General features: G+C 62.1%; 16 protein-coding genes. 2 read left to right on the top strand and 14 right to left on the bottom strand.

Translation table 11 applies throughout. The annotated features are described in order from the left end of the window. Positions 1–107: 107 nt before the first annotated feature. Complete coding sequence (gene treS / locus AC1RR7_RS06670; protein ID WP_493156747.1) at positions 108–3,449, top strand: maltose alpha-D-glucosyltransferase; 3,342 nt, start codon at positions 108–110, stop codon at positions 3,447–3,449. 2 nt (positions 3,450–3,451) lie between these two features. Further along, positions 3,452–5,683, top strand: coding sequence for a 1,4-alpha-glucan branching protein GlgB (glgB, locus tag AC1RR7_RS06665; protein ID WP_493156745.1), 2,232 nt, complete (start codon positions 3,452–3,454; stop codon positions 5,681–5,683). Between the two features lie 54 nt (positions 5,684–5,737). Here the strand turns inward: glgB and AC1RR7_RS06660 are convergent, their stop codons facing one another. The 14 genes from AC1RR7_RS06660 to AC1RR7_RS06595 all read right to left on the bottom strand — a co-directional run bounded on the left by AC1RR7_RS06660 (position 5,738) and on the right by AC1RR7_RS06595 (position 25,623). Beyond that, complete coding sequence (locus AC1RR7_RS06660) at positions 5,738–6,808, bottom strand: autotransporter domain-containing protein (RefSeq protein WP_493156743.1); 1,071 nt, start codon at positions 6,806–6,808, stop codon at positions 5,738–5,740. Between the two features lie 431 nt (positions 6,809–7,239). Then, positions 7,240–8,037, bottom strand: coding sequence for an endonuclease/exonuclease/phosphatase family protein (locus AC1RR7_RS06655; protein WP_096820269.1), 798 nt, complete (start codon positions 8,035–8,037; stop codon positions 7,240–7,242). Positions 8,038–8,124: 87 nt separating this feature from the next. Further along, positions 8,125–8,886, bottom strand: coding sequence for a PIG-L deacetylase family protein (locus AC1RR7_RS06650; protein WP_096820270.1), 762 nt, complete (start codon positions 8,884–8,886; stop codon positions 8,125–8,127). A 251-nt stretch (positions 8,887–9,137) separates the two neighbouring features. After that, the gene (gene glgX, locus AC1RR7_RS06645; protein ID WP_493156741.1) at positions 9,138–11,297 is read right to left on the bottom strand and encodes a glycogen debranching protein GlgX; all 2,160 of its coding nucleotides are present in this window, start codon (positions 11,295–11,297) and stop codon (positions 9,138–9,140) included. A gap of 103 nt (positions 11,298–11,400) precedes the next feature. Beyond that, the gene (locus AC1RR7_RS06640; RefSeq protein WP_493064760.1) at positions 11,401–11,706 is read right to left on the bottom strand and encodes a DUF2934 domain-containing protein; all 306 of its coding nucleotides are present in this window, start codon (positions 11,704–11,706) and stop codon (positions 11,401–11,403) included. Positions 11,707–11,735: 29 nt separating this feature from the next. Beyond that, positions 11,736–14,510: a malto-oligosyltrehalose synthase gene (locus tag AC1RR7_RS06635; protein ID WP_493156739.1), complete on the bottom strand. Its 2,775-nt coding sequence runs from the start codon at positions 14,508–14,510 to the stop codon at positions 11,736–11,738. Then, complete coding sequence (malQ, locus tag AC1RR7_RS06630; protein WP_493156737.1) at positions 14,507–16,585, bottom strand: 4-alpha-glucanotransferase; 2,079 nt, start codon at positions 16,583–16,585, stop codon at positions 14,507–14,509. The genes AC1RR7_RS06635 and malQ overlap by 4 nt, the downstream gene beginning before the upstream one ends. Further along, positions 16,582–18,384 (bottom strand): malto-oligosyltrehalose trehalohydrolase, encoded by a 1,803-nt coding sequence (gene treZ, locus AC1RR7_RS06625; protein WP_493156735.1) that lies wholly within the window; start codon positions 18,382–18,384, stop codon positions 16,582–16,584. The genes malQ and treZ overlap by 4 nt, the downstream gene beginning before the upstream one ends. A gap of 18 nt (positions 18,385–18,402) precedes the next feature. Further along, positions 18,403–19,989 (bottom strand): glycogen synthase GlgA, encoded by a 1,587-nt coding sequence (gene glgA / locus AC1RR7_RS06620; RefSeq protein WP_493156733.1) that lies wholly within the window; start codon positions 19,987–19,989, stop codon positions 18,403–18,405. Positions 19,990–20,517: 528 nt separating this feature from the next. Then, positions 20,518–21,471 (bottom strand): D-2-hydroxyacid dehydrogenase family protein, encoded by a 954-nt coding sequence (locus AC1RR7_RS06615; protein WP_273535554.1) that lies wholly within the window; start codon positions 21,469–21,471, stop codon positions 20,518–20,520. Positions 21,472–21,484: 13 nt separating this feature from the next. Next, positions 21,485–22,510 (bottom strand): alpha/beta fold hydrolase, encoded by a 1,026-nt coding sequence (locus AC1RR7_RS06610; protein WP_493156731.1) that lies wholly within the window; start codon positions 22,508–22,510, stop codon positions 21,485–21,487. Positions 22,511–22,595: 85 nt separating this feature from the next. Further along, positions 22,596–23,030 carry a YqaA family protein gene (locus AC1RR7_RS06605; RefSeq protein ID WP_102621355.1) on the bottom strand — a complete coding sequence of 145 codons (435 nt, stop codon included), beginning with the start codon at positions 23,028–23,030 and terminating at the stop codon, positions 22,596–22,598. Next, positions 23,030–23,476 carry a DUF411 domain-containing protein gene (locus AC1RR7_RS06600; RefSeq protein ID WP_096820280.1) on the bottom strand — a complete coding sequence of 149 codons (447 nt, stop codon included), beginning with the start codon at positions 23,474–23,476 and terminating at the stop codon, positions 23,030–23,032. The genes AC1RR7_RS06605 and AC1RR7_RS06600 overlap by 1 nt, the downstream gene beginning before the upstream one ends. A 155-nt stretch (positions 23,477–23,631) precedes the next feature. Next, the gene (locus tag AC1RR7_RS06595) at positions 23,632–25,623 is read right to left on the bottom strand and encodes a methyl-accepting chemotaxis protein (protein ID WP_273535549.1); all 1,992 of its coding nucleotides are present in this window, start codon (positions 25,621–25,623) and stop codon (positions 23,632–23,634) included. Positions 25,624–25,878 lie beyond the last annotated feature (255 nt).

The following is a 25,878-nucleotide window of genomic DNA, read 5'->3' as shown; positions in this document are numbered from 1 at the left end:
TCCCAACGGCGGACGCAGAGCGTCCATGGCGGCATTCCCACGCAGAGCGTGGGAACGATCTGTCGATCTGCGCGGGTCGCCCTTATTGCATTGATCAGGAGTTTCACATGGCGAAGAAACCCAAGTCAGCCACCTTCATCAAGGACCCGCTCTGGTACAAGGACGCGGTTATCTATCAAGTCCACGTCAAATCCTTTTTCGACTCCAACAACGACGGGATCGGCGATTTTCCCGGCCTGATCGCCAAACTCGATTACATCGCCGATCTTGGCGTCAACACCATCTGGCTGTTGCCGTTCTACCCCTCGCCACGGCGCGATGACGGTTACGACATCGCCGAATACCGTGGCGTACACAGCGATTACGGGACGATGGCCGACGCCAAACGCTTCATCGCAGAGGCGCACAAGCGTGGTTTGCGGGTGATCACCGAGCTGGTCATCAACCACACCTCGGATCAGCACCCGTGGTTTCAACGAGCACGCAAGGCCAAGCCCGGTTCAGCGGCCCGCGACTTCTATGTGTGGTCCGATGACGACCAGAAGTACGACGGCACCCGGATCATTTTCCTCGACACCGAAAAGTCCAACTGGACCTGGGACCCGGTGGCCGGCCAATACTTCTGGCACCGTTTCTATTCGCACCAGCCGGATCTCAATTTCGACAACCCGCAAGTCATGAAAGCCGTGCTGTCGGTGATGCGCTATTGGCTGGACATGGGCATCGACGGCTTGCGGCTGGATGCCATTCCGTACCTGATCGAGCGCGACGGCACCAACAATGAAAACCTGCCGGAGACCCACGACGTCCTCAAGCAGATCCGCGCCGAGATCGACGCCAACTACCCGGACCGCATGCTGCTGGCCGAGGCCAACCAATGGCCGGAAGACACCCAGCTGTACTTCGGTGACACCGACGCCGAGGGCGTCAACGGCGACGAATGCCACATGGCGTTTCACTTCCCGCTGATGCCGCGCATGTACATGGCGCTGGCCCAGGAAGATCGCTTCCCGATCACCGACATCCTGCGCCAGACCCCGGAGATCCCGGCCAACTGCCAATGGGCGATTTTCCTGCGCAACCACGATGAACTGACGCTGGAAATGGTCACCGACAAGGAGCGCGACTACCTGTGGAACTACTACGCCGCCGACCGCCGTGCGCGGATCAATCTTGGCATTCGCCGGCGTCTGGCGCCGCTGATGGAGCGCGACCGCCGGCGTATCGAATTGCTCAACAGTCTGCTGCTGTCGATGCCCGGCACGCCGACCCTGTATTACGGCGATGAGATCGGCATGGGCGACAACATCTACCTCGGCGACCGCGATGGCGTGCGCACGCCGATGCAATGGTCGATCGACCGCAACGGCGGATTCTCCAGGGCCGACCCGGCCAGTCTGGTGCTGCCGCCGATCATGGATCCGCAGTACGGTTATCAGTCGGTCAACGTCGAAACCCAGGCCGGTGACCCGCATTCGCTGCTGAACTGGACTCGTCGCCTGCTGACCGTGCGCAAGCAGTCCAAGGCCTTCGGTCGTGGCACCTTGAAGATGCTGTCGCCGGCCAACCGTCGCGTTCTGGCCTACACCCGCGAATACACCGGACCGGACGGCAAACACGAAATCATCCTGTGCGTGGCCAACGTCTCGCGCAGCGCTCAGGCCGTGGAGCTGGACCTTTCGGCCTATGTGGGCATGGTGCCGGTGGAGATGCTCGGCGGTAATGCGTTTCCGCCCATCGGTCAGTTGAATTTCCTGCTGACCCTGGCGCCGTACGGCTTCTACTGGTTCGGTCTGGCGGCGGAAAACCAGATGCCGAGCTGGCACGTCGAACCGGCGCAGAGCCTGCCGGACTTCACCACGCTGGTGCTGAAAAAACGCATGGAGGAACTGCTCGAGGCGCCATCCCGCGCCACGCTCGAGCAGGACATCCTGCCGAACTGGTTGCAGAACCGTCGCTGGTTCGCCGGCAAGGATGCGGCGATCGAGCAGGTCCGACTGGCCTATGGAGTGCGTTTCGGCGACGCGCAGCATCCGGTGTTGCTCAGCGAAATCGAAGTCAGCAGCGGCGGGCAGACCAGCCGTTACCAACTGCCGTTCGGCTTCATTTCGGAAGATCAGGTCGGACCGGCCTTGCCGCAGCAACTGGCCCTGGCGCGGGTGCGTCGGGTACGTCAGGTCGGGCTGATCACCGATGCCTTCAGCCTTGAAGCGTTTATTCGAGCGGTGCTGCAAGGTATGCAGGGTGGCGTGGTGCTGGAATCCAGTGACGGAGAAATCCGTTTCGAGTCCACGCCGCAACTGGACAAGCTCGGCCTCGGTGCGGAATCCGAAGTGCGCTACCTGTCCGCCGAGCAGTCCAACAGTTCGGTGGTGATCGGCAACAGTCTGGTGCTCAAGCTGATCCGCAAAGTCGCGTCCGGCGTACACCCGGAACTGGAGATGAGCGCTTACCTGACCGCCGCCGGATTTGCCAATATCTCCCCGCTGCTCGGCTCGGTCATTCGTCGCGACGGGAAGGGCGAAGACAACCTGCTGATGATCGCCCAAGGCTACTTGAGCAATCAGGGCGACGCCTGGGAATGGACGCAGAACAACCTCGAACGGGCGTTGCGCGACGAGCTGGCGGACGCCGTGTCTGAACAGTCGCAACACTACAACGCGCTCGGCGAGCTGAAGGATTTCGCCGGCATGCTGGGTCAGCGTCTGGGGGAAATGCATCAGGTGCTGGCGGCGCCGAGCGACAACAAGGACTTCGCACCGCAGGTCAGCTCGGCCAAGGATGTGCAGGCGACCGGCAAGGACGTGGGCGCTCAGGTCGAGCATGCGCTGAAGCTGCTCAAGCAGCATCAGGGCGAACTTGATGCGGCGGATCAGAAGCTGGTCGGTCGTCTGCTCGACCACAAGAAAACCATCCTCGCCCATGTGCAGGAGCTGGCGAAAAAATCCGCCGGCGGCTTGCGCATCCGCGTCCATGGCGACCTGCATCTAGGCCAGGTACTGGTGATCAAGGGCGATGCGTACCTGATCGACTTCGAAGGCGAACCGGCGCGGCCACTGGCCGAGCGCCGTGGCAAGCACAGCCCGTACAAGGATGTCAGCGGGGTGCTGCGCTCATTCGATTACGCCGCCGCGATGACCATCAATGTGCACAACGTCGACAACAGTCCCGAAGCAGAGGCGGCGCGTCGCCGGGTCGCCGAACGCTATTTGCGTGAGGCCCGCGAAGCATTTGTCGAGGCATATCGCCGGGCGGCAGCTAGTCTTGATCATGCTTGGCAAGATCCTGAAGGTGCCGACGCCGCACTGGCGTTGTTCGGCCTGGAGAAAGCGGCCTACGAGGTGGCCTATGAAGCCGAAAATCGCCCCACCTGGCTGCCCGTGCCGTTGCACGGTTTGTATGGGTTATTGACGGGGCTTGAACCCTTTTCCGATCTTGGTGGAGAGTAGTCATGAGTTTCTCGAACAAGGAACAGGGTCACGTTAAAGACCGCTTGCTGCCCAGGGCGAAGGACATCGATGCCTTGGTGCGCGCAGAACATCAGGACCCGTTTTCCATTCTCGGACCCCACGGCGATGGTGCCGGCGGGCAGTTCATCCGGGCGTATCTGCCCGGTGCATTGAGTGTCACGGTGCTGGACAAGGACACCGGCGAGGAGCGCGGTCCGCTGGAGGCGACCGAAACGCCGGGGCTGTTCGTCGGGCATTTCGAGCCTTCGCGGCCGTATCAGTTGCGCACCCGCTGGGCCGGTGGCGAACAGGTCGCGGAAGACCCCTACAGCTTCGGGCCGTTGCTCGGTGAAATGGATTTGTACCTGTTCGCCGAGGGCAATCATCGCGATCTCAGCGGTTGCCTCGGTGCGCAGCTGAAAACCGTCGATGGCGTCGACGGTGTACGGTTTGCCGTGTGGGCGCCGAATGCCCGGCGGGTGTCGGTGGTCGGCGACTTCAATGTCTGGGACGGGCGCCGGCATCCGATGCGTCTGCGGCATCCGTCCGGGGTCTGGGAGTTGTTCATTCCGCGCCTGCAGGCGGGCGATCTGTACAAGTACGAAATCCTCGGCGCTCACGGCATCCTGCCGCTCAAGGCTGACCCGATGGCGCTGGCCACCAGCCTGCCGCCGGACACCGCTTCCAAAGTCGCCTCGCCGCTGCAAGTCGACTGGCAGGATCAGGACTGGATGAACGGACGCAGCGAGCGCCAGCAACACAATGCGCCGCTGTCGATCTATGAGCTGCACGCCGGTTCCTGGCAGTGCGAACTGGATGATCTCGGTGAAGTCGCCCGTCAGTACACCTGGCCGGAGCTGGCCGAACGACTGATTCCCTACGTCAAAGAACTGGGCTTCACCCACATCGAGCTGATGCCGATCATGGAGCATCCGTTTGGCGGTTCCTGGGGTTACCAGTTGCTGTCACAGTTCGCGCCGAGCGCGCGTTACGGCACGCCGGACGAGTTCGCGGCGTTCATCAATGCCTGCCATCAGGCGGAAATCGGCGTGATTCTCGACTGGGTGCCGGCGCATTTTCCGACCGATACCCATGGTCTGGCGCAGTTCGACGGCACTGCGCTGTATGAATACGGCAACCCGCTGGAAGGCTTTCATCAGGATTGGGACACGCTGATCTACAACCTGGGCCGCACTGAAGTGCATGGCTATATGCTGGCCTCGGCATTGCATTGGTTGAAGCATTTCCACGTCGATGGATTGCGGGTCGATGCGGTGGCGTCGATGCTCTATCGCGACTATTCGCGCAAGGCCGGGGAGTGGGTGCCCAATCGCCACGGCGGTCGGGAGAATCTGGAAGCCATCGATTTCCTCCGCCATTTGAATGATGTGGTGGCGCTGGAAGCACCGGGAGTTTTAGTGATTGCCGAGGAATCCACGGCGTGGCCCGGCGTCAGTCAAAGTACCCAGCAGGGCGGCCTCGGTTTTGCCTACAAGTGGAACATGGGCTGGATGCACGATTCGCTGCATTACATCCAGCAGGATCCGGTGTACCGCGCCCATCATCACAACGAGCTGAGTTTCGGTCTGGTCTACGCCTGGTCCGAGCGATTCATCCTGCCGATTTCCCATGACGAAGTGGTGCACGGCAAGCACTCGCTGATCGACAAGATGCCCGGCGACCGCTGGCAGAAATTCGCCAACCTGCGCGCTTACCTGAGCTTCATGTGGACCCATCCGGGCAAGAAACTGCTGTTCATGGGTTGCGAGTTCGGCCAGTGGCGTGAGTGGAATCACGATCAGCAGCTGGATTGGTATCTGCTCCAGTATTCCGAGCACAAAGGCGTGCAGAAGCTGGTTGGCGACCTCAACCGTTTGTACCGCGAAGAGCCGGCGCTGCACGAACAGGACGACGCGCCGCAAGGGTTTCAGTGGCTGATCGGTGACGATGCGATCAATAGCGTCTACGCCTGGCTGCGCTGGAGCAAGGACGGTTCGCCGGTGTTGGTGGTGGCCAACTTCACGCCAGTGCCGCGTCAGTCGTATCGGGTGGGTGTGCCGTTTGCCGGGCGCTGGAGCGAGTTGCTCAACAGTGATGCCGACACCTATGCCGGTTCCAATTACGGCAATGGTGGCGGGGCGTTCACCGATGATGTGCCGAGCCATGGCCAGGCGTTGTCGCTGGAGCTGAATCTGCCGCCACTGGCGGTGTTGATCCTCAAGCCCGAACGTTGATGAAGCACCTGCGGGAGCGAGCGGCTCGCTCCCGCAGGGCGACCGGAAGTGTCCTTACCAGCGCATCCGGATTCCCAGACTGCCGATCAACCCGTTCAGATCATTGTCATCCACGTCACTGCTGTAGTCGGCGCTGACATACAGGCTCACCGACGGCGTGACCTTCGCCACCAGACCCAGACCCAACTCCACCGTCGATGACTTGCGGCTGCTGCTGATCTTGTCCACCTGATCGAGGGTCACCGTGTTGCCGGTGTACACCGTGTGCCACAAGTTGGTGCGAACGTAGGGTTCGACCGGCAGACCGCTCAGGTCGTAACTGCCTTTCAGCCGAGCGCCGACCCGGCCGCTCCAGGACGAAATGTCACTCGATGAAGCGTTGCCCGAACCCGCGTAGGGCGTGTCGAGGGTGATCCGCTGATTGATCAATTGCGCCTGCGGCTCGACGACCCAGTTTTCACTCAGGCCGATCGGGAAACCGCCCTCCACCGAGAACGTCATCGCGCTGCCTTCGGTGGCCAGGCGCGCGCCCTGTTCATTACGGCTGAAACCACTGACCCGGCCACCGCTGGCCGACAGGTCGACGTGCCAGCCTTCGGATCCGGTCAGGCTGTAGTAGGCGCCGAGGCTCTGGCCTTGCAGGTTGAGGGTGTCGGTGGTCGGATCGACGAGGGCGCGGTTGACGATCAGACCGTTGCCGTTGCCCTGGATCTGGTACGTGCCGCCGATCAATCCGATCCGTTGGGTCTGGCCGCTGCTGCCTTGCAGGGTCAGCACTGGCGGTCCTTTGAGCGCTCCACCGCCGGGTGTCGCGAACCCGGGGTTGAGGATGTCAGTCTGTGCCTGGCGAGAGGCTTGTCCGTAGAGTTGATCCCAGGCCGAGGGGGCAAGGTCTTCGGTGATCAGGTGGTTGCCGCGCAGGTCGGGGCGCGGGCTCAAGCGTTGCGGGTCGGGTGTGATGACGGTCGCGGGCAGCGTCAGGATCGGTACGTCCTGGCGATACCAGGGCGTGGTCTCATCCGCCACAGGACCCGCCTGCGCCTCCATGGATGAGCACAGCAAGATAGAACTTGAAACGGTGCAAAAGGTGATTTTGATCTCGTGTGGGGTGAGTGAGGTTTTCATGAAGATCTACCTTGCTAGCGCATGTGGTATCTCGCCTTGGCGTCTCTCCTACCCCGAACGAGGGGCGACCGAATGGAGCGAGGCGAACCCGCAGCCACCCGTTTTCACGAGTGTCCGAAGGCCCGCCCCGGGTAGTGTTTCCGGGGGTAGTAAGGTAGAGCTAAGAAGACCGATGTCCCTGCGTCAAGAAATTGGACGATGAGCGGTATGGCTAAATCAGAAGCTGCAAACGTTTGTTTTTCTGCACATATCTAAGTTGTTGTTTGCAGGGAAAAACACGCCTTGAACCGCGAAACAGAGCGTTTGCTTAGCCTGCTATCGGCTTGCCAGGTGATGCGAACACCCAGATTTCCTGCCAGGCCACGCAGGTCATTGCTGTCAATATTGCGACTGTAGTCGGTGCTGGCGTAGACACTCGCGGCGGGGTCGAACTACAGATGCACCTCGACCGCCAGCGGCAGGTGATCCGACAAATGCGTCCAGGGCTTGTTGCCGAGTATCTGCGGGTCATGGCTGCTGGCATTGCGCAGGTAGACCCGGTCCAGCCGCAGCAGCGGGAAGCGCGCCGGGTAGGTCTTGGCCGGCCGGCCGTGATGACGCTCGAAGGCTTCGTGCAGGTAGTCGCGGCGGGAGAGGGTGAGGTTGCCCTGCATCTGCCAGTCATTGAAGTCGCCGGCGATGATCACCGGCGCGTCCTCCGGCAAGGATTCGAGCAACTGACAGAGCAGTTGCAGCTGCAATTGACGGTGGCTTTCGAGCAGGCTCAGGTGCACGCAGATCGCATGAACCTCATCGTGCCCCGGTACATCCAGCACGCAGTGCAGCAGACCGCGGCGTTCCGGACCGGTGATCGAGACATCGAGGTTGCGGTATTCGCGGATCGGGTACTTCGACAGCAGGGCATTGCCGTGGTGGCCGTCGGGGTAGACGGCGTTGCGGCCGTAGGCGAAATCGCTCCACATGCTGTCGGCGAGGAATTCGTACTGCGAGGTTTGCGGCCACTCGTTGTAGCGATTCGAATGCCGTTCGTGTTCGCCCACCACTTCCTGAAGAAACACCAGGTCGGCGCGGGTACTGCGCACCGCTTCACGCAGCTCCGGAAGAATGAAACGGCGGTTGAGTGCGGTAAAACCCTTGTGCGTGTTGACCGTCAACACCCGCAGGCGATGGATGGTCGACGGGTTCAAGGGCTGTGCGTCGATGACGTGACGCTTGGGGTCGCTGGACACGGTCGCTCCTCTGAATCATGACTGCCTTTTCATGCGACTGATCCGGGCGCGGGCAGTTCACATTGAGTGACTGCCCACGCCTGGCCCTCAATCTACGAAGACAATTTCATAAGGCAGGCGCATGCGCTCCAGAATAGCCCTGGGCAACAACGGTGCAATGCCGATGGCCGGTTCGCCGTTCAACTGGCTGGCGTAGGCGTGGGTAGCGTGGCTTTTGCGCGCGACGGTCCAGGTATCGAGGCGCAGCTTGCGCGCGCGGTGCCACGGAATCTGTGCCTGATCGCGCTCGGGCCAGTGCCAGGCCCAGACCGGCACATCGTGGTAGCTCGCACCGGCCAGTCGTGCGGCTTTGGCGCTGGCCCGACCGACCACTTCATGATCTTCGGTGCCGTCTTCGCACCAGGTGCTGAACACCACGTCGCCGGGTCGCAGGTAACGCGAGATGAACTCGGTCAATTGGGCTTCCTGTTCAAACAGGGCATTGTCGGTGAAACCGCCGCGCACCCATTTCAGGCTGTGCATCGGCAGGCCCAGGCGGCGCAAGGCTTCGACGCTTTCCTGGGGGCGGAACACGCTCAGGCGTTTTTCCGACCACTGGCGCGAGCCGGGATGGCTGGCGCTGCCGTCGGTGATCGAGAGCAATTGCAGGGGATGACCAAGGGAAGACAACAGTTGCAGCAAGCCGCCGCAGGTCACCACTTCGTCACCGGGGTGTGGCGCAATGACCACCGCACGCGCGCCGGGCGGCACGAGGCTATGGGTGTTGATGACGGGGATGTTGTCGAGTTGCGCGGCGCTGTTCCAGATTTGCGCCGGCAGGCCGCTTTCGCTGAGAGATAACGGTTTCATGGGGCAGGACGTCCTTGTTGAGTCTGGCCTTCAGTCACCCACGGCAACGCGTGTCTGACCCGTGAAGGCTGGTTGATAACCCTGCAGCGCTCCGAACCCTGGATTGCCGCGATGCTGAGTATTGCTCAAGACGCACGGTTCGTCGCGTTGCAGATCAATCTGCTCCGGTTTTTTTTATTCAAGCTGTGCCGTAACTCTCAAGTCGTGATCGCAGACCCAGCGGTGGAGGCCGATGTGTCGGTGTCTTGCGCTCAGTCTTCTTCGTCGCGTTGCAGTTCAAACAACAGCAGCGAGCGCCCTGTAACCGAATATTGATGCCCGAAATCGAAGCGCTCCTGACCGCGGATCGACGGTTGGTTGGTGTCGACCATGCAGGTCCAGAAACTGCCTTCAGGCACTTCCGGCAGCGTGAAGTTGACGATGTCGTGATGGGCGTTGACCACCAGCAGCAACGTCGCGTCGGCGCCTTTACGGCGGATGCCGGTTTCCTGGGCGCGGCCATCGAGCAACATGCCCAGGCAGCGGTTGTGTGCATCGTGCCAGTGTTCGGTGGTCATTTCCGTGGCGTCCGGTGCCAGCCAGGTCACGTCCTTGACCCCGATGTCTTCGTTGTATTCACCCACCAGAAAACGCCCGCGCCGCAGGATCGGGTAGGTCAGGCGCAGCTTGATCAGGCGTTTGACGAATTTGAGCAGCGCCTTGCCGTCCTCGCTCAGGTCCCAGTTGACCCAACCGATTTCGCTATCCTGGCAGTAGGCGTTGTTGTTGCCGTCCTGGGTGCGGGCGAACTCGTCGCCGGCCACCAGCATCGGCGTGCCCTGGGCCAGCAGCAGGGTGGCGAAGAAGTTGCGCATCTGCCGGTGACGCAGCGTATTGATTTCCGGATCGTCGGTGGGCCCCTCGACGCCGTGGTTCCAGGACAGGTTGTTGTTGCTGCCGTCCTGGTTGTTTTCGTCGTTGGCCTCGTTGTGCTTGTCGTTGTAGGACACCAGATCGTTGAGGGTGAAACCGTCGTGGGCGGTGACGAAGTTCACTGACGAGTAAGGGCGTCGGCCGCGCTGATTGAACATCTCGCCGGAAGCGGTCATACGGCTGGCGAAGTCGGCGAGCTGACCGTCGTCACCTTTCCAGAATGCACGCACGGTGTCGCGGAACTTGTCGTTCCATTCGACCCAACCCGGCGGGAAGTTGCCGACCTGATAGCCACCGGGGCCACAGTCCCACGGCTCGGCGATCAGTTTCACCTGGCGCAGCACCGGGTCCTGGCGGCAGGCCACGAGGAAGCTGTGACGTTCGTCGAAACCGTCGTGGTAGCGGCCAAGAATGGTTGCCAGGTCAAAGCGGAAACCATCGACGTGCATTTCACTGGCCCAGTAGCGCAGCGAATCAGTGACCATTTGCAGCACGCACGGGTGGCTCAGGTCGAGGGTGTTGCCGGTGCCGGAATCGTTGATGTAGAAGCGCTTGTCGTCCGGCATCAGCCGATAGTACGAAGCGTTGTCGATCCCGCGCATCGACAGGGTGGGGCCTTGCTCGTTGCCCTCGGCGGTGTGGTTGTAGACCACGTCGAGAATCACTTCGAGATTGGCTTCATGCAGGTGCGCGACCATCTCCTTGAACTCGGCGATCTTGCCACTGGCCAGATAACGCGGGTCCGGGGCGAAGAAGGCGATGCTGTTGTAGCCCCAGTAATTGGTCATGCCTTTGTGCAGCAGGTGCTGATCGTTGACGAAGGCGTGGATCGGCAGCAGCTCGACAGTGGACACGCCGAGTTTGCGGATGTGTTCCAGCACATCGTCGACCATCAGCCCGGCAAACGTGCCGCGCACGTTATCCGGCACGGCGGGGTGGCGCATGCTGATGCCGCGCACATGGGTTTCGTAAATGATGGTCTTGTCCCACGGCACGCTGACGCGATGGTCGTTGCCCCAGGTGTGCGCCGGGTCGATGACCTTGCATTTGGGCACGAAGGGCGCGCTGTCACGCTCGTCGAAACTGAGGTCGGCATCCGGGTGGCCGATGGTGTAGCCGAACAGCGCTTCGGACCATTTCAACTGGCCGACCAGTTGCTTGGCGTAGGGATCGATCAGCAATTTGTTGTGGTTGAAGCGGTGGCCGTTGGCCGGGTCGTAGGGGCCGTAGACCCGGTAGCCGTAAATCAGGCCTGGGTGCGCGTCTGGCAGGTAGCCGTGGAAGATTTCGTCGGTATATTCCGGCAGTTCGATGCGTTCGAGTTCGACTTCGCCGGCATCGTCGAAAATGCACAGTTCAACGCGGGTGGCGTTGGCGGAAAACAGCGCAAAGTTCACCCCCAGACCATCCCAGGTCGCGCCGAGCGGGAAGGGCAGGCCTTCACGGATTCGCGAGGGCTCGGCGTGTGCGGCGGGCTCGGCTTTCTTTGGACGGGTCATGATTGCTCCTGCAAATCGGGGTGGGCATTTTTAAAGGGCGAGTGAACCCTCGGTGGCGAGCGAACCCGCCACACGGCCATTCAGTTCAACGGTTCGAAAAGCCTCAGGCTGCCGGGGGCTTGCGGGGTGCGCGGGGCTTTTTCTCGGTGGCTTTTTCGCCTGGCGGAATCACTTTCGCGGCACTCGCCGGTTTGGCTTTGGCCGTCGTGGCCTTGGGCTTGGCCGCAGAGGCTTTGGTGGCTGCCGTTTTGCCAGTCGCCGCCTTCGGCGATTTCTTCGGTGCCAAAGCTTCGGCCTCGGCCAGTTTGCGCGCCATCTCCCAGTGGCGGGCTTCATGGCCTTCGGGCTTACCTTCCGATTCCCAGATCTGATAGGCGAATTCGCGGATGCGTTTATCGTCGGTACTCATCGCAATGCTCCTGAACTGAACTCATGCTTCTAGAAGTGTTGGATAAACAGATTGACCGGGACATCCCCCAGCGCAGCGCTGACCTCCAGCTCCCTGTTTTTTGTGACTGCGGTGCTCGAAAAAAGTCCCTTCAGATTTTCGTCCAAGGCGGCGAACGGTAATTCGACCCGCGTATCGCCCCAGCGCAGCGCATCGACCTGCGGGACGGCACCGTTTTCCAGCAGTGTTGCGCAACGGATCGGCACGATGACGATTGCCCGTTGCCCCCCATGCTCGCGGGCAAACGCGAGCACGTTGTGCGCCTGGCTGCCCAGCACCTCGAGGGCCTGGTACGAGCCTCGGCGAAACAACTCGGTGTGTTCGGCGCGCAGGTTCAGTACCTGAGCGATCAACGCTTGCTTGATGCGCCCGTTGCGCCAGTTCGACAGCAGTTCCGATACGGGAACAGGTTTCAGTGATTGTTCACGCAAGCTGTAGTCCACCGGCCGGCGGTTGTCCGGATCCACCAGACTGAAATCCCAGCACTCGTTGCCCTGATACAGATCCGGTACGCCCGGTACGGTCATGTGCAGCAAGGTTTGCGCCAGACTGTTGAGGGCGCCGGCCGCGGCGATGCTGTTGATGGATTTTGCCAATGCCCCGCGCAGCAGTTCACCTTCCGGTGCCAGCAACAGCTGCTCGGTGAAGGATTGCGCGGCGTTTTCGTAGGCTTCGTTCGGCGCACTCCAGCTGCTTTGCAACTTGGCTTCGCGCAGGGCTTTCTGCTGCCATTGCCAGATGCGTTTGGCGTAGTCGGTGAAACCACCTTGATCGTCGTTGTGCAGCTCCAGCGGCCAACTGCCGAGCAATGCCTGATAAAGGATCAACTCGTCAGCAGCCGACGGCATCTGATCGTCATTGCGCAGCGGCCGGGCGAGTGCGCGCCACAACTCGACCTGTTCGGCGTACCAGTGGCTGCGCTCGCTGAGCACAGCCAGGCGCGCGCGGGTGTCTTCGCCGCGTTTGTGGTCGTGGGTGGCGGTGGCCAGCAGGTTGTCGGGGAATGTCGCCAGACGTTGCAGGTTTGTTGCGTGAAAATCACTGACCGGGGCGCTGAACTGTTCGGTGTTGTAGCCCACGTCATTGCGCGACAGCAGCACCGCCGAGCGGTACAGCGCGGTGTCTTCCACGGCTTTGGCGGCGGCGGGTGAGGTCAGTTGCTGAAAGCGTACGCAGGCGTGGCGCAGGATCTTGCGCGACCGTCCGCGGGGTTTGCGCCGCCACGGCTGGCCGCCGAGCCAAGCGGCCACGGACTCAAGCACCGGCCAGTCGCTTTCGCTCAATGTCTGGCGCGCACCTTCCATGGCCTGCTGGAAAAACACTTCGTCCTGCGCCGAACGGCCCAGCGCACTGATGTAGGTGCGATACACCGGGAAATGCACGATCAACGCCTGCAACACCCGGCGGATCGAGCCGAGCGTGAGGTCGCGGGTCATCAGGTCGTCCCGCGCCACTTGCAACAGCGCCTGGGCAACGCTTTCGCAATCACTGGCCAGCGAGCCGTTGAGAATCTGCTGACGCGCCAGCCGTGCTTCTTCGATAAACGCCGCGGGGCGCTCGGTACGGCGTTGCCACAAGTCGCCGAGCACGTGTTCACCGGCCGGGTCGTGTTGCAGCAGCGACAGCTGATTCATGAACTCGTAACCGGTGCTGCCATCCACCGCCCAGTCGGCGCGAAGGGTTTCACCGTCGCCGAGAATCTTCTCGACGTAGATCGGCAAGTGTCGCCCCGGTGCCAGAAAGTCGAGGCGTCGACGTAGCTTGCGGCAATAACCCCGAGGATCGGCGAGGCCGTCGATGTGGTCGATGCGCAGACCGTCGATCAAGCCTTCTCCGATCAACTGGAAGATCTTGCCGTGGGTAGCTTCGAACACGGCAGGCCGTTCGACGCGCAAACCGCCGAGTTCGTTGATATCGAAGAAGCGTCGCCAGTTGATGTCGTCCGCCGCCGTGCGCCAACTGGCCAGGCGGTAGCTTTGCCGCTCCAGCAATTGATGCAGCCGCTGGAAACCGTCGTCGGTCTTTGAGTCGTAGCGCGTGAGGTTGCGCTGAAGGGTTTGCAGGATGTGCGGGTCGCTGGCCAGTTGCTGGAGTTCTTCCTTGAGCGGGATGGCCAGCGAGCGGGCGTCGGTCTGGTAGCTGAGGGTGCTGAAGCGATCGGCCAGCGACTTGAGTGCTTCGTTTGTCGGCTCGTCGGGTTTGAGCAGCTCGCCGTAATCGCCGGGGCAGATCGGGAAGTGATGCTCGTAATGCTCGACGTGGAAAGTGCCGGACTCGGCGTTGAACACCAGCGGCAGCGTGCCGTCCTGCAACGCGACGCCGTAATCGCTGCCAAGAAAGGGCAGCAGCAACTGGCCTTCCATCAACGGATCGGGCGAGTGCCACTGGATATCGAAGAACTCGCCATAGGGGCTGAGCCGGCCCCATTCCAGCAAATCGAGCCACCACGGATTGTCACCGCCACCGACCGCCATGTGGTTGGAGACGATGTCGAGGATCAGCCCCATGCCGTGTTCACGCAGGGCCGCGACCAGCCGGCGCAAGGCCGGTTCGCCGTCAAGTTCAGGGTTGACCCGGGTCGGGTCGACCACATCGTAGCCGTGCATCGAACCGGCGCGGGCGGCGAGCAGCGGCGAGGCGTAAACATGGCTGATGCCGAGCCGGGCAAAGTACGCCACCAGCGGCACCGCCTGATCGAGGGTGAAACCTTTATGGAATTGCAGGCGCACCGTGGCCCGCAACGACTGGCCTGGCGGTGCACTCATTGGTCACGCTCGGCCGCCTGAAGGCGGGCGCAGGCGAGCAGTTCCAGACGTCGCGCGGCATCGACCCCATCGAGCAACGTTTCGCTGGTGCCCGGCAGGCGCCGTGACCAGTTGGGGTGGGTGTCGATGGTGCCGGGCAGATTGGCCTGTTCGTCCAGGCCCAACGCGTCTTCCAGCGGTAGAAGCACCAGCGGCGCGCGGGTGTGGCCGAGGAACCGGACACTGGCGTCGACCACTTGATCGGCTTCATGGGACTCTTCGCGAAAGTTCTGCGGGTCCTGGCTCAAGGCGCCCCGGAGGCCTTCGCGCTCGCGTTCGCGATAACGGCGCCAGTCGATTTCACCGTTGGCGTCGATCAGCCCGAGTCGCGCATTCCAGTCGATGTCCCGGCCATGCCACCAGCCATTGAGCGTCGGGAGGTCGTGGGTGCTGGTGGTGGCCAGCGCGTTGTCCGGCCAGTCGAGGATCGGTTTGAAATGGGTGTTGTCCTGCTCGAACAACAGCACGCGCATGCCGAGCATGGCGCGGGCGATCAGTTTTTCCCGCAGGCCATCGGGCACGGTGCCGAGGTCTTCGCCCAGCACGATCGCCTGATGGCGGTGGGATTCGAGGGTCAGCAACCGCAGCAAGTCGTCCACCGGGTAATACAGGTAAGCACCGTCCGCCGGGGCTGCGCCGTTGGGGATCACCCACAGCCGTTGCAGGCCCATGACGTGGTCGATGCGCAAGCCGCCGGCGTGGGCAAAATTGGCGCGCAGCATGTCGATGAAGGCACGAAAACCATTGCGTATCAGGCCTTCCGGGGAGAATGCAGAGATGCCCCAGCCCTGGCCGGAGCGATTGAGGATGTCCGGTGGCGCACCGACGGTCAGCGACGCCAGCAATTCGTCCTGAAAACTCCAGGCCTGACTGCCGGCGCCGTCGGCACCCACCGCCAGATCAGCGATCAGGCCGATGCCCATGCCGGCGCTGCGAGCGGCGTTTTGTGCACGCTCCAGGCAGCGGTGGATCAACCATTGGCAAAACGCGAAGTAGCCGATGCGCTCGGCGTATTCCTCGGCAAACGCACCGAGGGCGGCACCTCGCGGGTCGTGCCAGTGCTCCGGCCATTCACGCCAGTCGAGATTTTCGCCCCGGGCGGCACGCATTTCCTGAATCGCTTCGAAGCGGCAGTGGTTTTCCAGCGCTTCGCCACCCGCGTCGCGGTAACTGGAAAAATCCGCCTGCAACGGATGTTCGCCACGGGTGAAACCTTCGTACAGCGCTTGCAACAGTTTTTGCTTGGCGTCGGCGGCGCTGGGCCAGTCGATCAGTTTCAGGTTTTCCAGTTGCTCGAATTGATCCGCCAGGCCGGCGGTGTCGATGGCATCACGCAGGGCGCGCTCGCCGAGAATGGTCCCCGGCGCGGCATACAGCGAATTGAGAAACAGGCGGCTGGACGGCGAATACGGGCTATAGCGCCCGGTGTCGGCGCTGAACATCGCATGCAGCGGGCTGATCGCCAAAGCGTCGGCACCGCGTTCGCCGGCGCTGCGGGCCAGTTCCTCGAGCGCCTGGGTGTCGCCGAAACCACCGTCGCCGGGGCGGCGCAGGCTGTAAAGCTGCACGCTCAGACCCCAGGCACGGGGAATCGGGCTGTCCACGGCATCGCCCACGCTGTAGCAGCGCTCGGGGGCCACGGCCAGGGTGAATTGTTGACCGGCGATGTGAATTTGCTGATAGCCGACCGGGATCTCGCCGGGCAACACCGCATCCGCATCCAGCTTGAGCGACAGCCGCGTGCCGTCCTCCAGATGAATCTCACAGGGACTTTCAGGTTCGAAATAGCGCGCCAGGTCCAGATCCGCGCCGACATCGACAGTCAGCAAGGGCGGCAGTTGGCGGTCCTGTTGCACTTGTTGCAGTTCCAGCAGGCTGGCGTCGATTTCCTGGGCTGAACCGGCCGGGTGACCGAGCCCGGTAAGGACATTGCGCAGCACGGCCGGCGCGACTTTTTGCGGGCGGCCATTGGCATCGATCCAGTCGACCGCAAGGCCGGCTCGGCTGGCGAGAATTTCCAGTTGCGCATCGCTCATAGGCGCTCTCCATCCAGGGGTGGCAAAGGGGTTGCGGCCGTGAGGCTGACGAGCGCGCAATACGGGGGCAGTCGGCCCGCGTCCTGCAGGTCGGCGGCGGGCGGTTGCTGCAAGAGCCACACCGCGTCGGCCTGTGGTGGGTTGACCACTGGCGTGTCGCTGAGGTTCAGGTCGATTCGCAGCTCGCTGCCATCGCCCAGACGCCAGCGTGCACTCACGGCGCCAAACCCCAGCACCTGTGCACCGAGTGCCTGGGTGCCGGGCAAATGCGGGGTGATGTGTTGGTGGCGCAGCTGCAACAGGTGTCGATACAGCGCAAGCGTTGTCTGCTGTTTCGGCGTGCCGCTGCCGATCAGCCTCGGTTGCGAGGCGTGAAACGTCTGCTCGGCGTTGGGATCGGGAATCTGCTCGCGGCGTTGCGGATCGGCGAAGGCGCTGAACGCGGCGAACTCGTTACGCCGGCCTTCGCGCACAAGCTTCGCGAGCTCACCGTGGTGGCTGGTGAAGAACTGGAACGGTTGCTCGGCAGCGTATTCATCACCCATGAACAACAGCGGAATCATCGGTGACAGTAGCAACAACACCGTGGCGGCCTGGAGCGCGCGCGGATCGGCCAGTTGATGCAGGCGCTCGCCGAAGGCGCGGTTACCGATCTGGTCATGATTCTGCAGGAACAGCACGAACGCGGTGGACGGCAGATGTTCGCTCGGCTCGCCACGGGGTGTGCCGTGGCGGGTCAGATGGCCCTGAAACACAAAACCCTGACTCAGGCAGCGGGCCAATTGCTCGGTGGGGTGTTCGGCGTAGTCGGCGTAATAGGCATCGGTTTCGCCGGTCAGCAGCACGTGCAGGGCATTGTGGCCGTCGTCGTTCCACTGGGCATCGTAGGCGTCTTCCAGCAGGCTGGCCTGATTGTGCTCGTTCTCCACGGTCAGCCAGACATGCCGCGACGGATCGATCTGCTGTCGTATGCGCTGCGCCAGTTCAGGCAGGAAGTCGGGGCTTTCTATGGCATGTACGGCATCCAGGCGCAGTCCGTCGAAACGGTATTCGAGCAGCCACATCAAGGCGTTTTCGACGAAGAAGTCCCGTACTTCGCGGCAGCGGAAATCAATGGCCGCGCCCCACGGGGTGTGTTTGTCTTCGCGAAAGAAACCCTTGGCGTAGCGATGCAGGTAATTGCCGTCGGGGCCGAAGTGGTTGTAGACCACGTCGAGAATCACCGCCAGGCCATAACCGTGGGCGCTGTCGATCAGGTGTTTGAGTTGTTCCGGCGCGCCGTAGGAAGCTTGCGGCGCGTAGTGCAGCACGCCGTCGTATCCCCAGTTGCGCTCGCCGGGAAACTGCGCGATCGGCATCAGTTCGATGGCGGTGATGCCCAACCCGGCGAGGCGCGCCAGATGCTGCTCGACTTCGGCAAAACCGCCGAGGGCGCCGACATGCAGCTCGTAAATCACTGCTTCGTTCCAGGGCCGACCCTGCCACGTTGTATTCCGCCAGGCATAGGCGTGCGGATCGACGACCACGCTTTGGCGATCGAGGTCGCCGTCCTGCGCCCTGGAGGCCGGATCGGGCACCTCCAGTTCGCCGTCAATGTTGTAGCGGTAGCGACTGCCGGCGGGGCAGCGGCTCTTGATCACGAACCAGCCGTCAGCCTGCGGCAGCATGGGCAGAGACCGACCGTTGCCCAGCTCGACGCTGACGTAAAACGCATCCGGCGCCCACAACGCGAATTGCGTGTGGTCGGCATCCAGCATGATCGCGCCGTGGGGCCAGGTTTCAAGGGACCGTAACGGCATCGTTGAAAACCTCCCTGGTTATTTGTGGTGCGTTTTACCCAGCGCCTTGGCCACCAGTTGTTCGTAGAGTTCGGCGTAGGGTTCGACGGCCTTGCACCAGTTGAACGGGGCAGCCATCGCCCGGCAGCGCATGGCGTGCAGCAGATCCGGGAAGGCAAACACCTTGAACGCGCGGCTCAGGGCTTCACGGTAGCTGTCAGCCGTGGACTCGTTGAACAGGAACCCGGTGACGCCGTTTTCAATGGTGTCGGCCAGCCCGCCGGTGTTGCGCGCCACCGGCAGCGAGCCGAAACGCTGGGCGTACATCTGGCTCAAGCCGCAAGGTTCGTAACGCGACGGCATCAGCAGGAAATCGCTGCCGGCGAACATCCGCCGGGCGTCGGTTTCATTGAAGCCGATGCGCACGCCGATCTGGCCGGGAAAACGCAGGGCCAGTTCGCGCATGGCCTGTTCCTCTTCCGGCTCGCCGCGTCCGATGATGGCGATCTGGCCACCGTTCTGAACGATGTACTCGGAGACGGCTTCGGTCAGGTCGAGGCCTTTTTGATAAACCAGCCGCGACACCACGGCGAACAGAGGGCCTTCCGAGTCTTTAAGGCCGAACAGTTCGCGCACGTGGGCGGCGTTGACGGCCTTGCCTTCCCAGTCGCCGATGGCAAACGGCGCGAACAGGTGCGGGTCGGTGGCGGCGTCCCAGCTCTCGTCGATACCGTTGGGGATGCCGCTGAGCAAACCTTGCTGGGTCTTGGCGGCGAGAAAGCCGTCGAGGCCGCAGCCGAAATCAGGGGTGGTGATTTCCTGCGCGTAGGTGGCGCTGACCGTGGTGATGTGGCTCGAATAGGCCATGCCGGCCTTGAGGAACGACATCTTGCCGTAGAACTCCATGCCTTCCTGCTGCAGGGCATGGGCGGGAATCCCGAGTTCCGGGCACGAGCCGAGGCTGGTCACGCCTTGATAGGCGAGGTTGTGAATGGTGAACAGGGTCGGCGTGCGTTGCCCGCGCCAGTGCATGTAGGCAGGCGCCAGACCGGCCGGCCAGTCATGGGCGTGCACCAGATCCGGGCACCAGTGGATTTGTGCGAGGTTGGCGGCGATATCGGCGGCGGCCAGGCCCAGACGGGCGAAGCGGATGTGGTTGTCCGGCCAGTCACGGCCGTTGTTGGCGCCATAAGGGCCGCCGTCGCGTGCGTAGAGCTCAGGGCAGATCAACACATAAATGACCAGGCCGTCAGGCATGTCCATGCGCCCGATCTTGCACGGTGGCAGCGCGGCGTGGCCGCCCAGTTCGCCGATGATGTGGATCGGATTTTCACTGTTCATCACTTGCGGGTAACCGGGGATCAGCACCCGGACATCATGCAGATGCGCCATCGCGCGGGGCAGGGCGGCAGAAACGTCACCAAGACCGCCGGTCTTCACCAGATCGGCGATTTCCGAGGTCACGAACAACACTTTCTTCTTGTTGGGATTCTGACTGGCTACCGGTGTCAGCGTCTTGGTGCCCGGGACGTTGATCGACCGGCTGCCGGGAACGCTCACGGTGCTCGATTCGCCGACCGGCTGATGAGCATGCTCTCCCTGAATATCCAATGCCGCACTGATCATATGAATCTCCCGTTTTGTTGATCTGATTCTTGTCTTGAACAAGCGATGTCCATGGCCAAATCCTGTGGCCGGGCGCAAACGCGCCACGCATCGGTGAGCAAACGCTACCCAACACGCGCAAGCAGAATGGGTGAAGAGGCCATTGCAAGGAATGAACCAGTCGCCTTGGCCTTGTCTTTCAGATGACCCGTCGCGATCAGCAAAAGTTTCGACAAAATTTCCACATTGTGACCGACCGGTTTCGCCCCGCGAAAACCAGTCTAGGCCAGATCCTAGAGCGGGCCAGGGCAATCGGACGAATTGTTCGACAATCTGTTGCAGGCTCACGGAAACCGTGGCTTTGAGCGGGGGATCGCACCGACGAAGTGCATGTTTGAAGGGGTGGATGGCGCAAAACGGTGACCAGTCGGTCACGTTTTAGGGCGCGAGGAAAGTGCGTATGCACTGTTGCGGTGCGGACAGTTGTGTTGGCGTGCGGTCAGTGGGTGCTGATTCGCGGGCAGGGGCTGCCCGCGAATTGGAGGAAAGTCAGTTCAGCAGACGAATCGGTTCTCCCGCTGACCAGGCCTGAATGTCCTCGATCATCTGCGAAAAGAACTGCTGATAGTTCTGTCGGCTAACGTATCCGACATGAGGCGTGGCCAGCACATTGTCCAGCGTGCGAAACGGATGCAGCGCCGGCAACGGTTCTTCATCGAATACATCCAGGGCTGCGCCAGCGATGCGCTGTTTCTGCAAGGCCTTGATCAGCGCCGCTTCGTCGACAATCGGCCCGCGCGCCGTGTTGACCAGCAGGGCGGTTGGCTTCATCCAGTCCAGCGCCTGAGCATCGACCAGGCCACGACTGCGGTCGCTGAGCACCAGGTGCACCGACAAAACGTCAGCCTGTTCGAACAATTGCTGCTTGCTGACATAGGTGACACCGGCCTGTTCGGCGCGCTCGGTGGTCAGGTTTTCGCTCCAGGCGATCACCCGCATGCCGAACACCTGACCGAACTGCGCCACCCGTTGGCCGATGCTGCCGAGCCCGAGAATGCCCAGGGTCTTGCCGTGCAGGTCGCCGCCCAGACCCTGTTGCCACTGGCCGGCACGCAGGGCGTTGGCCTCGTTCACCAGGTTGCGGGTGGCGGCCATGATCAGCGCCCAGGTCAGTTCCGGCGCAGCATGCTTATAGCTGTCGGTGCCGCAGACCTTGATCCCGAGCCGGGCTGCGGCCGGCATGTCCAGCGCTGCATTGCGCATGCCGCCGGTGACCAGCAGCTTGAGGTTCGGCAAACGCTTGAGCAGGTCTTCATCGAAGCGCGTGCGTTCGCGCATCACGCAAATCACCTGGAACCGCCCGAGGCGTTCGGCCAGCGTGGCGTTGTCCGCCGGGTAATCATGGACGAAGGTCACTTCGCCGAGACTGTCGAGCACCGACCAGTCGACTACACCCCGTGCGACGTCCTGCCAGTCATCGATCACCGCAATCTGCACCGCCATCAGCCTTGACTCCTCAACGAACGGGATTGGTTTTGTTCAGCCAGCCGAGCAGTGCCTGATGGAACTGCGCCGGTTCTTCCATCTGCGGGGCATGGCCCATGCCGGGGAATTCCACCAATGTGGACTGCGGAATCAGCTTGGCGACCTGTTTGCCCAACACGTCGTAGTGGCCGATTTTCGCTTTCACCTCGGGCGGTGCAATGTCCTTGCCGATGGCTGTGGTGTCGGAGGTGCCGATCAGCAACAGGGTCGGCATCTTCAGGTCCTTGAACTCGTAGTACACCGGCTGGGTGAAGATCATGTCGTAGATCAGCGCCGAGTTCCATGCGACCTGAGTCTTGCCCGGGCCATTGCTCAGGCCGGCGAGCATGTCGACCCAGCGGTCGAATTCGGGTTTCCAGCGACCGCCGTAATAGGTGCTGCGCTCGTAGTCGCGGATGCCTTGGGCGGTGACTTTCAGTTCGCGCTGATACCACTGGTCAACGCTGCGATACGGTACGCCAAGGGCTTTCCAGTCTTCGAGACCGATCGGGTTGACCAGCGCCAATTGCTCGACCTGATCCGGGTATTGCAGGGCGTAGCGGGTGGCCAGCATGCCGCCGGTGGAGTGGCCGAGCAGGGTGGCTTTCTGAATGCCCAGCGCCTTGAGCAATTGCTGGGTGTTGGCCGCCAGTTGCTGGAAGGTGTACTGGTAGTGATCGGGTTTGCTGGAGGTGCAGAAGCCGATCTGATCTGGCGCAACCACCCGGTAACCGGCCTCGCTCAGGGCCTGGATCGAACTGTCCCAGGTGGCGCCGCAAAAATTCTTGCCGTGCATCAGCACCACGGTGCGCCCGTTGGCCTTGCCGTGGGCGGCGACGTCCATGTAACCCATCTGCAATGATTTGCCCTGGGACTGAAAGGCAAAATGCTTGAGGGTGTAGGGATAGTCGAAACCTTGCAGTTCCGGGCCGTATTGCGGGCCTTCGGCGTGAGCCAGCAGGGGCAGGGCAGCGGTCAGCAACAGGCCGGGCAGCCAGCGGGTCAGCGACACAGACATGGGACAACTCCACAGGAAATCGGCCGATGCTGGAACGGCCGGATTAGGGCGACGTTAAACACAGGCAATGCCCGCGCCTGATCGTTCAACCGAGCCAACCCAGCGTGAGCATTGCCAGCACCGCATAACGGGCGCCTTTGGCCAGGGTGACGATCAACAGGAATCGCCCGAGCGGTTCACGCATGACCCCGGCGATCAGCGTCAGGGGATCACCGATGACCGGCAACCAGCTGAGCAGCAGCGACCAGTGACCATAACGTTGATAGTGGATGCGAGCGCGGGCCATGTGCTTCGGGCTGACCGGAAACCAGCGCCGACCCTGAAACCGCTCCAGTCCTCGCCCCAGCCACCAGTTGACCAGCGAACCGAGGACATTGCCCAGCGTCGCCACCGCCAGCAGCCCCCACAGCCAATAGCGATCGCTGACCAGCAGCCCGACCAGCACCGCTTCCGATTGCAGCGGCAGCAGTGTGGCGGCGCCAAACGCGGCGAAGAACAGCCCGATGTAACCCGCCGTCATCAATGGGCCGGGTAATCCGCCACCACCACATCAGCCCCATCCTTTTTCAGGCCGATGACTTGATAGGCATCGCTCATGCCGTCCATTTCCATGCCCGGCGAGCCCATCGGCATCCCCGGTGCCGCCACGCCAAGCAGATCGTCACGCTTGCTCAGCGCCAGCACTTGTTCGGCGGGGACGTGACCTTCGACGAATTTGCCGTTGATGATTGCGGTGTGGCAGGACGCCAGACGTGGTGGCACGCCGTGTTGTTGCTTGAAGCTGCTCATGTCGGCTTCAACGTGATCCTCGACCTTGAAACCGTTGGCTTCCAGGTGGCTGATCCACTTTTTGCAGCAGCCGCAGTTGGCGTCGCGATGGACTTCGATCGGGATGAGGTCGGCGGCTTGCGCCAGGGAGGAGATGAATAGCGCGCTCAGGGCGGCCAGACGCAGGTGGTTTCGCATGGAGGGCTCTCGGCTCGGGTAAAAAAACGCATTTTGACCGGAATTTCCCGCCCGGCATCAACGGAGTGTTTCCAAGTAATACAAGGCGGGTTGTCAGCATGATCGTAGATCAAGGCTGACAGCCCGCTGAGCGAGAGATGACAGATCTGTCAGGATCAGCGCACCTTGAACCGGCCCATGATCGCGCCGACCCGGCTGTTGGCTTCCAGCAACTGTCGGGTGTTGAGCTCGCTGGCCTGACCACTTTGCACCAGTTCATCGACCATGTGACGGATCTGCACCATGCTGCGGTTGATCTCTTCGGTGACGGCGCTTTGCTGTTCGGCGGCGGTGGCAATCTGCGTGCTGAGGCTGTTGATGTGGCTGACCGAGCCGGCCATCTCGTCGAGGCCGCTGTTGACTCGCGCCGTGGCGTCGGCGGCCGACTGGCAACTGGCCTGGGTGTTTTCCATGGCGCTGACCGACGAACTCACGCCCTGGGTCAGGCGGGTCAACATTTCGTTGATTTCCGAAGTGCTGGCCTGGGTGCGGGCGGCGAGGGCGCGCACTTCGTCGGCCACCACCGCGAAGCCGCGTCCCTGCTCACCGGCGCGGGCGGCTTCGATGGCGGCGTTCAGCGCCAGCAGGTTGGTCTGGCCGGCAATGGCGCCAATCACCCCGAGAATCTCGGTGATGCGCTGCGCGTCCTGTTGCATGCTTTCGACCTTGTGCGTGGCGCTGGCCACTTCGTCGATCAGCGCGACCACGCTGCTCGAGGCTTCGCCAACCACCACCCGCGAACGGTCGGCGTTTTCGTTGGCGCGCTGGGTGAAGGCGGCGGTTTCTGCCGCGTTCTGCGCGACGCTTTCAGCGGTCGAACTCATCTCGTTGATCGCGGTGACGGTCTGGTCGGTTTCCGAGGCGTGGCGCAGCAGGATCTGGCTGGTGTGCGCCGACGTACGTTGCAGGTTGTCGAGGCTCGAAGCCATGGCGCCGGTGGCCTGGGTGACTTCTCCGATCATGTTCTGCAGATAGGCAATGAAGGTGTTGACCGAGTGACCGATCGCGCCGAGTTCATCTTCGGCGCGGATGGTGATGCGGCGGGTCAGGTCGGCATCGCCGCTGGACAGCAGATCGATGTTGGCTTTCAGGGCCTTCATGCGCTGGATCAATTGGCGGATCGCATAGACCTGCCACAGCACCAGCAGGATCACCAGCGGGATCTGCAACAGGCTGAGTGTGCTGAGCACGTCATCGCGCTGGGCGGTAATCAACTTGGTCGGCAGGGCGGTGGCGAGGAACCATGGCGTGCCTTCAATCGGGCGCATGAAGAAGGTGCTGGCCTCACCGTTGTTGTCAAACTCGACGCGCTGGGCCTGATCACGCTGTTGCAGGCCTGCTTTTACCTGGCTGGCAAACGGTGAACTGCCGGCCAGCTCGCTGATGTTTTTCAGCACGATCGGGCCATTGATGCGCGAACTGTTGCTGATGATTTTGCCGTCGGCCTCGACGATCAGCATTTCGGCACTGAGGTCTTTTTCCTTGCGCGCCACCAGGTCGTTGAAGAAGCCCAGCGTCACGTCGATGGTCGATACACCCCAGGTCGTGCCGTTCTTCTGAATGGCCATGGCGCAGTTGGTGCGTGGCTCGGCGCTGGCATCGTCTTTATAGGCGGCGGCCCAGGCGCATTGGCCGCGCGGTGTCTGCAGGCCGCCCTTGTACCAGCTCTGGTCGTAATAGTTGGGCGCTGCGTCGCTGTTCCAGAAGGTGTTCACGGCCAGTTTGCCGGAGCCGTCGCGGTGCCAGAAGGTGCTGAACTTGTTGCGTCCCGCCTCACGCTGACCGGGCAGTGGCCAGATACCACCGCCAAATACTTTCAATTCACCGTACTGGTCCACCAGCCCCGGCAGCACCGTATCGATGGCGGCACTGTCGAGCAGCGGGATGGTCTGGGTGATGCTGCGTTGCTGCGATTGAACCTTGTTCAGTTCGCCCTGGATCTGCTCGGCGACCTCGGCAATGCGGTTGAGCACCACCTGCTCTTCGGTATGACGCAGTTTCGGCGCGACCAACTGGCTGATGCCTACCACGGTCAGGACCGACAGCAACAGGATAAATAGAACCAGAAACAGCGTGTAGCGAGCCTGAATGGTACGGAATGCGGGCATGGAGACCGGTCCTTGAGCAGCGTTTCTTATTAGGGGCGAGGAGTAAAACAGTAGGGGTATCCCTTACGTATCGTCGCGGCGCGAGGAAGCTTTAGGTACTCACGTGCTAAAAAGTTTTGAAACGCTGACCGGCAAGTAACAGATCCGACACATGCAAACTAACCAGCCCGTTCGTTAGAGTAAAAAGCCGATTTTCGCCGGACTGGCCAAGCGGCTCTGGCTCAATATCTGCGGGGCTTGCAGTGCTTTGTATCG

The sequence above is a fragment of the Pseudomonas sp. GW821-FHT11G12 genome (genome assembly GCF_058808055.1).
The sequence above is the reverse complement of the archived record's forward strand: the minus strand, read 5'-3'. Positions and strand labels throughout refer to the sequence as shown.